Origin of the sequence: Mycobacterium haemophilum DSM 44634, from assembly GCF_000340435.2 — a bacterium.
In the GTDB taxonomy this organism is placed as follows: Bacteria; Actinomycetota; Actinomycetes; order Mycobacteriales; family Mycobacteriaceae; genus Mycobacterium; species Mycobacterium haemophilum.
On sequence record NZ_CP011883.2, the window covers coordinates 2432551 to 2446228 of the forward strand.

General features: G+C 65.2%; 3 protein-coding genes. 1 reads left to right on the forward strand and 2 read right to left on the reverse strand.

All coding sequences use genetic code 11. The annotated features are described in order from the left end of the window. Positions 1-3: 3 nt before the first annotated feature. Together B586_RS11440 and B586_RS21615 are read right to left on the reverse strand one after the other, a co-directional pair. The gene (locus B586_RS11440) at positions 4-12561 is read right to left on the reverse strand and encodes a type I polyketide synthase (protein WP_054879895.1); all 12558 of its coding nucleotides are present in this window, start codon (positions 12559-12561) and stop codon (positions 4-6) included. Positions 12562-12806: 245 nt separating this feature from the next. After that, positions 12807-13157, reverse strand: a complete 351-nt coding sequence (locus B586_RS21615) for a hypothetical protein (RefSeq protein WP_082129618.1) — start codon at positions 13155-13157, stop codon at positions 12807-12809. Between the two features lie 176 nt (positions 13158-13333). Between B586_RS21615 and rbpA the strand changes: the two genes are divergently transcribed. Further along, positions 13334-13669, forward strand: a complete 336-nt coding sequence (gene rbpA / locus B586_RS11450) for an RNA polymerase-binding protein RbpA (protein ID WP_047316379.1) — start codon at positions 13334-13336, stop codon at positions 13667-13669. Positions 13670-13678: the final 9 nt, after the last annotated feature.

Consider the following 13678-nt stretch of genomic DNA (forward strand, 5'->3'; position numbering starts at 1 on the left):
TGCCTAATCGTCATCGTTCATGAAGGCCGCGTTGACCAGGTCATCGAGGTCCATGTCCGCGATGTCTTTTTCCGTGGTCTGCTCGCCGACCGGGACCTGCCCGTTGCCGTCGGCGTCATTGGCCAACCCGAGCAACAGGTCCAACACTCCCGCCTGTCGAAGACGCTTGACCGGAATGGACGCCACGACCCGCTGGATTTCGGCTTCCCCGGGCGCCGCGGCCGGGGTGCCGTGCTGCACGGCACCGACGAGTTCTCGGCGCATGTAGCCGGCCAGCGCGGCCGAGTTCGGGTAGTCGAAGATGAGCGTCGGTGACAGCGATAGACCGGTGGCGGCTTTGAGCCGGTTGCGCATTTCGACCGCGGTCAGCGAGTCAAAGCCCAACTCCTGGAACGCCTTGTCGGGGTCGATCGCCTCGGGGCTGGAGTTGCCCAGCACGGTGGCGATATGAGAACGCACCAGATCCAACAGAACCGCGTGTTGCTCGTCTTCGGACAGCCCTTCCAGGCGTTGCAGTAGAACCGATTTCGACTTCGCCGCAGCTAGCGAGTCGTCGACCTGTCGCCGAGTCGGCGCGTTGATCAAGTCGACGAACATCGGAGGCAGCGTGCCCCCATCGAACTTGGCCCGTAACGCGGCAAAGTCGATGTAGGCAGGCAGCAGGAATGGTTGGTCGACAATCATCGCGGTATCCATCAATTCCAGCGCCTGATCCGAGGACATCGCGACAATTCCGTCCCGACCGAAGCGGGCCCGGTCGGCGACACCCAGTCCCCCGGTCATCGCGCTGGCCTGATCCCACAGACCCCACCCCAGCGACATCGCCGGCAGCCCATGGGCCCGCCGATGCACAGCCAGCCCATCAAGGAACGAGTTAGCCGCCGCGTAGTTGCCCTGACCCGACGAACCCACCAACCCGGCCATCGACGAAAACATGACAAACGCCGACACATCCAAGTCGCGGGTCAACTCATGCAGGTTCCAGGCCGCATCCACCTTGGCCCGCAACACCACATCCACCCGCTCCGGCGTCAACGACGAAATCACCGCATCGTCAAGCACCCCGGCCGCATGGATCACCGCCGACAACGGCCGCTGCACTCCGATATCGGCAATCACCTTGGCCAATGCCGCCCGATCCGCGGCATCACACGCCACCACCTGCACCTCGGCACCGGACGCGCTCAGCTCAGCCACCAGTTCCGCGGCGCCCGGGGCGTCCGGACCGCGCCGACTCACCACCACCAGATGACGTGCCCCATGACGCGCCACCACGTGGCGAGCCAGCGCCGAACCCGCCATCCCGGTCCCGCCGGTGATCAACACGGTGCCCGCCGTCCACGCATCCGGCATCGTCATCACGACCTTGCCGACGTGGCGCGCTTGACTCAAATACCGTAACGCGGCGGGCGCACGTCGCACGTCAAACGTTGTCGCCGGCAACGGCCGCAGCACCTCGTCGTCAAATAGCGCGGCCAATTCGGCGAGCATCTGCGCAATGCGCTCTGGCCCGGCTTCGAAGAGGTCGAAAGCACGGTAGCGCACACCGGTGTGCTGTTGGGCGACCACTGCTGGATCACGGATATCGGTCTTACCCATCTCCAAAAACACCCCACCGGGGGCAACCAGACGCAACGATGCGTCCACGAAATCACCGGCCAACGAGTCCAACACCACATCCATGCCGCGCCCGCCGGTAACCTCCCGGAACTTGTCCTCGAACTCAAGGCTTCGCGAATCAGAAATGTGATCCTCGTCAAAGCCCATGGCCCGCAAGGTGTCCCACTTACCTCGGCTAGCGGTCGCGAACACCTCCAACCCCAAATGCCGAGCCAACTGCACCGCCGCCATCCCCACCCCACCAGTGGCGGCATGCACCAACAACCGCTGCCCTGACTTCATGGCGGCCAAGTCCATCAGCGCGTAATAAGCGGTGGCGAAAACCACCGAAGTGGTCGCCGCGGCGGTGAATGACCATCCCGTCGGCATCTTGACCAGCAGCCGCTGGTCGGTAATCGCGATCGTTCCGGTGCCCTCGGGGAACAGGCCCATCACCCGGTCGCCGACCGCGAAACGCCCATCGTTAGAGGCGGTTTCGGAGCCAGTTTCCGGGCCAGTTTGCAAGACGACGCCCGACGCCTCGACACCCATGACCGCATTCTCGTCGGGATACAGACCCAACGCGATCATGACGTCGCGGAAGTTGGCGGCGATGGCCGACAAAGCAACCCGGACTTGCCCGGGCTGCAGCGGCGCATCAGCGTCGGGAATCCGCTCCAGCCGCAGATTCTCTAGGGTGCCCGAACTGCTCATACCCAACCGCCAGGGGCCGTCCCCGGGCGGCACCAAGACACCATTAACTGTGCGGCTGCCATGCACTCTGGCGGTATGCACCGTTTTACCGCGCAGCAGCACTTGCGGTTCGCCGGCTGCCAAGGCCGCAGCTACCGCCTCAGCAGCTAGATCTCCCAGGGGGATATCAGTGTCGACAAGCACAATCCGGCCGGGATGCTCGGTCTGCGCCGACCGCACCAACCCCCACACCGCCGCGCCCGCTAAGTCGGTGACGTCCTCCCCCGGCAACGCGACGGCGCCCCGGGTCACCACCACCAACGTCGCCACCCCGTCGGAGGCCAACCATGACTGCAATACTCCGAGCACGGACCGGGTAGCGGCGTATACCTCCGCCACGACATCACTGGCGACTGGCACCGACTCGAACAGTAGTGCCGTCGGCGTAGCTTCGCTGGCGTCTGCCTCCCCCAAAGCCATGGCGCCCCAAGCACACACCGACACCGGTGTTGGCGTGGTTGCGGGCTGCGGCGACCAGACCACCTCAAAGAGCCGGTCTGGACCCGAGTTCGACACCGCGGCCAGTAACTGCTGATCGGTCACCGGCCGGGCCACCATCGAAGCTACCGAGAGCACTGGCAAGCCCAGTCCGTCCGCCAACTCGATCGACGCTGCCGACGGACCCACCGGAACGATTCGTGCTCGTACTGCCGCCGCGCCCGCGGCATGCAACGACACTTGCTGCCAGGAGAACGGCACCAGCACCGAACCCTCGGCAAGCTCGGCACTATCGGATGCCAGCATTACCGCGTGCAGTGCTGCGTCCAGCAGCACCGGGTGAATCCCGAAGCCGGCCACTGATACCCCAGCATCGGCGGGCAACGTCACCTCGGCGAACACTTCATCGCCGCGCCGCCACATCGCGGTTAAGCCTCGGAAGGCAGGACCATAGCCGTAGCCACGCTCGGCCAGACGCTGGTATCCGTCGCCGAGGTCCAGCGGGACCGCTCCCACCGGCGGCCACACCGACAAATCCGCAGTCGGCGCGGGCGACCCGGCTCGCAGTACGCCTTCGGCATGCAAACGCCAGGCCGATCCAGTATCGGCACGCGAAAACACCGACACGGCACGGGTACCCGAGTCATCCGCGCCGCCGACCACCACCTGCACCGCCACCGACCCTGAGTCCGGCAGGACCAGCGGGGCCGCCAGATTCAGCTCGTCGACGACACCGCAGCCCACTTCGTCACCGGCGCGAATCGCCAACTCGACAAATCCCGCCCCGGGGAACAGCACCACGCCGCCAACGGCATGGTCGGCCAACCACCCCTGCACGCGGGGCGATAACCGACCGGTCAGCACCACGCCGCCTGAGGCGGGCAGCTCCACCACCGCGCCCAGCAACGCATGTTCGCTGGCTTCCAGTCCCAAACCGGCGGCGTCAGCCGTTGCGCCGTCGCCGGCAAGCCAAAAACGCCGCCGCTCAAAGGCATACGTGGGCAATTCTACGAAGTTGGCCTGGCCCAGCACCGCGCGCCAATTCACGTCCATGCCCGAGACGAACCCTTGCGCGACGGCGTTGATCAGCGTTGCCGGCTCGGGGCGGTCCTTGCGCAGTGCAGACATCGTGATCACCCGTGCATCGGACAGCAACTCTTCGATCGATGCGGTCAGGCCGCTACTAGGCCCCACTTCGAGGAAGCGATTTCCGCCTGCCGAGTGCACGAATCGGATACTGTCGGCGAATCGCACCGCTTCTCGAACGTGCCGTTTCCAATATGCCGCTGACGCGAAGTCGTCGCCGGCTAGCTGCCCAGTCACATTCGACACGATGGGGATGGTGGGCCGCCCGATCGCGAGCCCGGCAGCGACCGCTCCGAATTCGTCGATCATCGGGTCCATCAACGGGGAATGGAACGCGTGGGAGACGGCCAGTTGGTGCAGTCGGTGGCCAGTGGCGCGGAGTTCGTCCGCCACCGCGGCCACAGCATCCTGGGCGCCCGAAATCACCACCGAGGCTGGCCCGTTGACCGCCGCGATACCCACTTCGGCGCTCAGCAGCGGCCGCACCTGCTCTTCGGCGGCCTGCACGGCGATCATCGCCCCGCCTACCGGCAGATCCTGCATGAACCGGCCGCGGGCGGCCACTAGCACCGCGGCGTTCTCCAGTGAGAGCACACCTGCCACGTGCGCGGCGGACAACTCACCCACCGAATGACCCATCACGAAATCGGGACGCACACCCCAGGATTCCAGCAACCGGAACAAGGCCACTTCCACAGCGAACAACGCCGGCTGCGCGAATTCAGTTGTGTTCAAAAGATTTTTGTCATGGCCCCACATGACTTCGCGCAGTGGCCGCAGCAGGTGCCGGTCCAGTTCGCCCACCACGGTGTTAAACGCCTCGGCGAACACCGGGTATCCAGCGTGCAATCCCATTCCCATGCCCAGCAATTGGGAGCCTTGGCCGGGGAAGACGAATACCGTCTTGCCCCCGGGTGTTGCCGTACCCCGTACGACCGACCCGACTTCATCAGTGGCCAACTTGTCTAACCCGGCCAGCAACCGGTCTCGATCAGCCGCCACCACGACGGCACGATGCTCAAAGGCCGATCGACCCGCCAACGACCACCCCACATCGGCAACATCAAGCTCACCATGAGCCCGCACATACTCGGCCAACCGAGCCGCCTGAGCACCCAACGCCGCCGCCGATTTCGCCGACACCACCCACGGCACCACCGGCACTTGAGGACGCTCCATAACGCGCTCGCACTCGACGGGTGCAGCCTCGATGATCACATGCGCATTGGTGCCACTAATCCCAAACGACGACACCCCGGCCCGGCGGATGTGGCCATTCGCCGGCCAGGGTTGCGTTTCGGTCAATAACGCCACCGACCCCGCCGACCAATCCACATGCGGACTCGGCACATCGACATGCAACGTCGCCGGCAACACCTCATGGCGCATCGCCTGCACCATCTTGATCACACCAGCCACCCCCGCAGCAGCCTGCGTGTGACCCATATTCGACTTAATCGACCCCAACCACAAAGGCTCACCCGAACCGCGGCCTTGCCCATAGGTCGCCAACAACGCCTGAGCCTCAATCGGATCACCCAACGTGGTGCCAGTCCCGTGGCCCTCCACCACGTCCACATCCGCCGCGCTCAGACCCGCATTGGCCAACGCCGCACGCACCACCCGCTGCTGCGACGGACCATTCGGCGCCGTCAACCCATTCGACGCACCATCCTGATTAACCGCGCTGCCCCGCACCACCGCCAACACCGGATGCCCCAACCGCTGCGCATCCGACAAACGCTCCACCACCAACATGCCGCCGCCCTCGGAGAACCCGGTGCCGTCGGCTGCCCCGGCGAATGCCTTGCAGCGTCCGTCCGGCGACAAGCCGCGCCAGCGGCTGAATTCCACGAAGATGTCGGGTGTGGCATTGATGGTGACGCCGCCGGCCAGCGCCAAATCGCACTCACCCGAGCGCAACGACTGCACCGCCATATGCAACGCCACCAACGACGACGAACACGCCGTATCCACCGACACCGCCGGGCCCTCCAACCCCAGCACATACGACACCCGCCCGGAGGCCACGCTCGATAGCTGACCGGTCAACCGGAAGCCTTCCACTGGCTCTGCGGCAAACATGCCGTAGCCCTGGGTCATCACCCCGGCGAACACCCCGGTGGCACTGCCCCGCAACCCCGCAGGATCAATCCCCGCCCGCTCCAACGCTTCCCACGAGAGCTCCAGAAACATGCGTTGCTGGGGGTCCATCGCCAGCGCCTCACTGGGCCCGACCCCGAAGAAAGCAGGGTCGAAGTCCGCCACACCGTCTACGAACCCGCCGGTGCGGGTGTAGCAAGCGCCCGGAACATCGGGATCCGAGTTGAATAACTCGGCCAGGCTCCAGCCGCGATCAGCCGGAAATTCGGTGAGCACATCACGTCCCTCGACCAACATGTCCCAAAGGTCGTCAGGAGAGTTCACCCCCCCGGGATAGCGGCACGACATACCAACGATCGCGATCGGATCGTCGGTGGCGGCGCGAACCGCGGGTGTGTGCTTGATTTCTTGTGGGATGCCGGCAAGTTCGGCGCGCATGTACTTGGCCAGTCCACTGGGGGTTGGGTAGTCGAAGATAAGGGTGGGTGAAAGCGATAGACCAGTGGCGGCTTTGAGCCGGTTGCGCATTTCGACCGCGGTCAGCGAATCGAAGCCCAACTCCTGGAATGCCTTGTCCGGATCGATGGCTTCGGGCGTGGTGTTACCTAACACGGTGGCGATGTGGGATCGCACCAGGTCCACCAGGACGGCGTGCTGTTCGGCTTCGGGCAGCCCGTGCAGGCGGTGCGCCAAAGCCGATTTCGATTTCGCGGCGGCCAGCGAATCGTCGACCTGCCGCCGGGTCGGTACATTGAGCAGATCGCTGAAAATTGGCGGCACCGCATCGGCGTGGGCCCGCAGTGCGGTGAGATCGATACGGACGGGCGCGACGAATGGCTTGTCGACAATTATTGCCGTATCGAATAGTTCGAGCGCTTCTTCCGTAGACAAGGCCAGGATACCGTCGCGGCCCAGCCGCGCTCGGTCGGCGGCGTCCATGCCGCCCGTCATGGCGCTGGCCTGATCCCACAACCCCCACCCGAGCGAGATCGCCGGCAACCCGTGGGCGCGCCGATGCGCGGCCAACCCATCGAGGAAGGTGTTGGCCGCCGCGTAATTGGCCTGGCCTGGGGAACCCACCAACCCGGCCATCGACGAGAACATGACAAACGCCGACACATCCAGATCGCGGGTTAACTGGTGCAGGTTCCAGGCCGCCTCCACCTTGGCCTGCAACACGCCATCTAGCCGTTCGGGAGTCAACGACGTCACCATCGCGTCATCGAGTACCCCGGCGGCATGAATCACCGCCGACAACGGATGCTGCACTGCGATATCGGCAATCACGTTCGCCAACGCTTCCCGGTCCGCCGCATCGCAGGCCACCACCTGCACCTGCGCACCAGCCGCGCCCAACTCGGCCACCAGCTCCGCGGCACCCGGGGCGTCCGTACCGCGCCGACTCACCAACAGCAGATGACGCACCCCGTGACGCGCCACCACGTGGCGAGCCAGCGCCGAACCCGCCATCCCAGTACCGCCGGTGACCAACACCGTGCCCGCCGCCCATGCGTCCGGCATCATCATCACGACCTTGCCGACATGACGTGCCTGGCTCAAATAGCGCAACGCGGCGGGCGCCCGCCGCACATCAAATGTCGTTACTGGCAATGGCCGCAACACTCCAGCGTCAAACAGCTCCGCGAGTTCAGCCATGTACTGCTGCATCCGGGGTCGGAGCTCGAATAGGTCGAAGGCGCGGTAACGCACGCCGGGGTATTCCTCGGCGATGACACCGGGATCGCGGATATCGGTCTTGCCCATCTCTAAAAACGCCCCACCGGGGGCAACCAGACGCAACGATGCGTCCACGAAATCACCGGCCAGCGAGTCCAGCACCACATCCATGCCGCGCCCGCCGGTAACCTCGCGGAACTTGTCCTCGAACTCCAGGCTCCGCGAATCAGAGATGTGATCGTCGTCAAAGCCCATGGCCCGCAAGGTGTCCCACTTACCTCGGCTGGCGGTGGCGAAAACCTCCAACCCGCGATGCCGTGCCAACTGCACCGCCGCCATCCCCACCCCACCGGTGGCGGCATGCACCAACACCCGCTGTCCCGGCTTGTCGTCGGCCAGGTGCACAAAGGCGTAATACGCAGTGGCGCAAACCACTGACATACCGGCGGCTTCTGCGTCCGACCAGTCAGCGGGCACTGGCAGTAGCAGCCGGACGTCGGCGGCGACTAGCGTACCGGTACCTTCCGGAAAGAGCCCCATCACCCGGTCACCGACGGCGAACTCGGTAACTCCCGGGCCGACTTCCACCACCACGCCGGCTGCTTCACTGCCGAGCAGCGCGTCATGGGGGAACATGCCGAGAGTGATCATGACGTCGCGGAAGTTCGCGCCAATCGCGCGGACGGCTACCCGAACCTGGCCTGGCCCCAACGGCGCGTCAGCGTTGGGAACCGGCTCCAGCTGCAGATTCTCAAAGGTGCCGGCACTACGGATACCTAACCGCCAGGGCCCGTCACCCGGCGGCACCAAGACGCCGTCAACCGCGCGGCTGCCATGCACCCGCGCGACATACACTTGTCCGCTCCGCAGCAGCACCTGCGGCTCGCCGGCCGCCAAGGCCAGGGCGACTGCCGCATCGTCGAGTGGCGCCTCGGAATCAACGAGTAGGAGCCGGCCGGGATGCTCAGACTGGGCCGATCGCACCAGCCCCCATACCGCGGCGCCGGCTAAATCGGCGACCTCCTCCCCCGCCAATCCCATTGCGCCGCGGGTAGCGACCACCAATACTCCAGAGTCACGCTCGGTCAACCACGACTGCACGGCTGCCAACGCCTGGCGCGTGCGCTCATGGGTGGCAGTCACCGGATCTTCGTCAGCTGCAACAGATTCGAACAGTTCGTACGACGGTGTCAGGTTTGAACCCGCCGATGTGGTTGGTGTCGCCGGTGACCAGACCACCTCAAACAGCCGGTCGGGGCCCGAGCCCGACACTGCGGCCCGCAATTGCTGTTCGCTCACCGGGCGGGCTGCCAGCGAAGCCACCGAGAGTACCGGCAGCCCTAACCCGTCGGCCAACTCGATTGACACCGCTGAAGTTCCGACCGGACCCGCCGGCGCAATCCGCGCCCGGACCGCCGACGCACCAGCGGCATGCAACGAAACACCCTGCCAGGAGAACGGCAATACCAGTTCCGCCGTCTGATTGGCCATGAGTACGGCATGCAGGGCCGCATCTAGTAATGCCGGGTGCACGCCGAACCCGCGGATACCGCCGGCGGCATCGGGCAGCTTCACTTCGGCGAACAGCTCGTCGCCGCGGGCCCACATCGCGGTCAGGCCGCGAAATGCCGGACCGTAGCCGTATCCACGAGCCGCCAACCGCTCATAGCCGTCCGTCGTGTCCACCGCGACCGCTCCCGCTGGTGGCCACACCGACATGTCCACGCTCGGTTCGACCGACCCCGAGCTCAACGCGCCCTCAGCGTGGCATACCCACCCGGAACCGGCGTCGGTCCGCGAAAAGATCGAAATACTGCGGTGACCTGATTCTCCCCCGCAAGCGGGAGGTGCCCCCACGGCAGGACCCACGACTACTTGCATCGCAACCGCGCCCAGCCCAGAATTCCCGGACGGCAACAGCAATGGCGCCTGGAACGTCAGCTCGTCGACCACCGAACAGCCGACTTCGTCGCCGGCGCGAATCGCCAGCTCCAGAAACGCCGCGGCCGGGAACATCGCCACACCGGATACGGCGTGGTCAGCCAACCAACCCTGCATACTGGGCGCCAATCGACCCGTCAGCACCACCCCACCCGAGGCCGGCAGCTCCACCACCGCGCCCAACAGCGGGTGCTCACTAGTGGCCAGCCCTAAGTCGGCAGCATCGGCTCCTACACCATCGCCAGAGAGCCAAAACCGCCGCCGCTCAAAGGCATACGTCGGCAACTCGACGAAGCCAGCCCCGTCCAACGCAGCACGCCAATCCACGCTCACGCCCGCAACGAACGCGGCCGCGGCCGACGTCAGGAACCGCTCCAGTCCGCCATCTTCACGACCCAACGTGGGAACAACGACAGGCTCGGTGTCCCCGCCGACGCAATCGTTGGCGGTGTCCTCGATTCCGGCGATCAGGACGGGATGTGGACTGGATTCGATGAATGTGCGGTAGCCGTGCTCACATGCGCTGCGCACCGCCTGGTCAAATTCTACGGTCTGCCGAATGTTGCAATACCAGTAGTCAGCGTCTAAATCCGCTGTGTCCAAACGACATCCAGTCACCGTCGAGAAGAAGGCGATACGCGAGGACCGTGACTCGATGCCGGCCAAAGCAACAGCGAGGTCACCGCGAATGGCCTCAACCTCAACCGAATGCGACGCGTAGTCCACGTCGATGCGGCGGGTGCGCAGATCCTGATCGGTACAGTGCTGGACTAATTCCGCTAGAGCGGCCACTTCACCCGACACCACAACCGCCGACGGGCCATTGACGGCGGCAATGCTGATCCGATTGCCAAAGGGCGCCAGCAACTCCCGTGCCTGCCGGGCCTCGCATGCAATGGCTACCATGCCGCCCGGATCGGCCAGCCCGGTCAGCAGTTTACTGCGTAGTGTGACCACCTTTGCGGCATCTCGCAAGGACAGCGCACCGGCGATGTACGCGGCGGCGATTTCACCCTGAGAATGGCCGATCACCGCATCTGGACGTACCCCGACCGATTTCCATAGTTCAGCCAGCGACACCATCACCGCGAACAGCACCGGCTGCACCACGTCCACCCGATCCAGACCCGGAGCGCCCGGCACGCCACGAAGGACGTCGGTCAGCGACCAGTCCACAAACTCCGAGAAGGCGTCCGCACAGGCTTCGACCTTTTGTGCGAATACCGGTGCGGTGTCGAGTAATTCGATGCCCATGCCGAGCCATTGAGAGCCTTGGCCGGGGAAGACGAACACCGTCTTGCCCCCAGGTGTAGCGGAACCCCGAATAGCCGACATGGGCTCATCAGCGGCCAACTCATCCAACCCGGCCAGCAACCGGTCCCGATCACCACCAACCACCACCGCCCGATGCTCAAACGTCGAACGACCCGCCAGCGTCCACCCCACATCGGCAACACCAAGCTCACCATGAGCCCGCACATGCGCCGCCAACCGAGCCGCCTGAGCACCCAACGCCGCCGCCGATTTCGCCGACACCACCCACGGCACCACCGGCACTTGAGGACGCTCCACAACGCGCTCGCACTCGACGGGTGCAGCCTCGATGATCACATGCGCATTAGTGCCACTAATCCCAAACGACGACACCCCGGCCCGGCGCACCTGACCGTTATCCTTCCAAGGCCGCGCCTCGGTCAACAACGCCACCGACCCCGCCGACCAATCCACATGCGGACTCGGCACATCGACATGCAACGTCGCCGGCAACACCTCATGGCGCATCGCCTGCACCATCTTGATCACACCAGCCACCCCCGCAGCAGCCTGCGTGTGACCCATATTCGACTTAATCGACCCCAACCACAAAGGCTCACCCGAACCGCGGCCTTGCCCATAAGTCGCCAACAACGCCTGAGCCTCAATCGGATCACCCAACGTCGTCCCAGTCCCGTGGCCCTCCACCACATCAACCTCGACCGCCGACAACCCCGCATGAGCCAACGCCGCACGCACCACCCGCTGCTGCGACGGACCATTCGGCGCCGTCAACCCATTCGACGCCCCATCCTGATTCACCGCGCTGCCCCGCACCACCGCCAACACCGGATGCCCCAACCGCCGCGCATCCGACAAACGCTCCACCACCAACATGGCGCCGCCCTCAGACCAGCCGACGCCGTCGGCCGCCCCGGCGTACGGCTTGCACCGGCCATCCGGCGCCAGCCCGCGGTGCCGGCTGAATTCCACAAAGACCGTCGGTGTGGCGTTGACGGTCGCGCCGCCGGCCAGCGCCAAATCGCACTCACCCGAACGCAGCGACTGCACCGCCATATGCAACGCCACCAACGACGACGAACACGCCGTATCCACCGACACCGCCGGGCCCTCCAACCCCAGCACATACGACACCCGACCCGACGCCACGCTGGAGGTCATGCCGGTCAACCGGTAGCCTTCGATCTCCTCGGCGAGCATCCCGTAGCCCTGGACAATGAGCCCGGCGAACACCCCGGTGGCACTGCCCCGCAACCCCGCAGGATCAATCCCCGCCCGCTCCAACGCTTCCCACGAGAGCTCCAGCAGCATCCGGTGCTGGGGGTCCATCGCCAGCGCCTCACTGGGCGCGATGCCAAAGAACCCGGGGTCGAAGTCGGCAACCCCGTCCACGAAACCGCCGGTACGCGCGTACGACTTGTGCCGTACGTCGGGGTCCGGGTCGAATAACCCGTCCAGATCCCAGCCGCGATCGGTCGGAAACTCTGACATCACATCCCGGCCCTCGGCGACCATCTGCCACAGGGCCTCCGGGGAATCCACCCCACCGGGAAATCGGCACGACATGCCCACGATCGCGATCGGCTCATTCGACCGCTCCAGCAACGCCCGGTTGGTGCGCTTTAGGCGTTCAACCTGGACCAGCGCTTTGCGCAACGCTTCAGTCGCATGCTGGAGTTGATCAACCATTACTATCCTCGCCTAACATTGGTCGTCTCTGAACGCCGGATGCGCGCTCGCCGAGTCACAGAAGGTGCTGAAGGTGCTGCACGAAGCGACCTCATTGTTGCTTCGACCCGCGTTGTTTCTTCGACCGATATCGCTGGTGAGTATGGCCAACTCCGGCAGGATTTCAAAACGTCGGATACTCCCAGTTTCCATGCATCGAACTGCCGCGGCGCCTACGCCGGCGCGAAACGGTGCGGCCAGACACCCTAGACACCTACTCGTCGCCACCCGTCGGCAGCCCTGGCAGCCTGGATCAGCGCCGCACACAGTTCGCGCAGTTCGATCGCGCCGGCTCCTTCATCGAGTGCTGTGGCAACATCCTCCGCTGCGCATCGCACCTGATACACGCGATCCGACAGGTCGGCCGCATCATCGGCCGACAGCACAACCGCGTCCGCTGGCACAGCCCCGGCCTCACCGCGGTTTATCAAGGCCCGTTGCTCGTATGCGCGTTGCCGGCAAGACTGCCGACAGTACTGGCGGCGCCGACCCATCCCGACATCGGTCACATCTCGACCACACCAGCGGCATGGTTGGGGCCGGGAACGACGCGTCACGCCTGCCGACTTTAGTCCGCTAGCCCGTTAGCGTCCGCGACCCCGGTATCATTGATGGTCACGTCGCGTGCCCTGCGTGCCAGCCCGGGAACTACCCGGGCCGTCGTAACGTTTGGCAAGCGAAGAGAATCACCCGCACAGGAGCCAAGAGCTCACCGCACTAAAGGAGTACGCCGATGGCTGATCGAGTCCTGAGAGGCAGTCGCCTCGGCGCCGTGAGCTACGAGACCGATCGCAACCATGACCTCGCGCCACGTCAGATAGCGCGGTACCGCACCGACAACGGCGAGGAGTTCGAGGTTCCCTTCGCTGACGACGCTGATATCCCCGGCACCTGGCTGTGCCGCAACGGCATGGAAGGCACGCTGATCGAGGGTGACCTACCCGAGCCCAAGAAGGTCAAGCCGCCGCGCACGCACTGGGACATGCTGCTGGAGCGGCGCACGGTCGAAGAACTTGAAGAGCTGCTCAAGGAGCGCCTCGATCTGATCCGGTCGCGCCGCCGCGGCTGACCGGGCTCG

Coding starts and splice junctions, on each gene's coding strand:
- rbpA (WP_047316379.1), top strand. CDS start 13,334: ATGGCTGATCGAGTCCTGAGAGGCAGTCGCCTCGGCGCCGTGAGCTAC.
- B586_RS11440 (WP_054879895.1), bottom strand. CDS start 12,561: ATGGTTGATCAACTCCAGCATGCGACTGAAGCGTTGCGCAAAGCGCTG.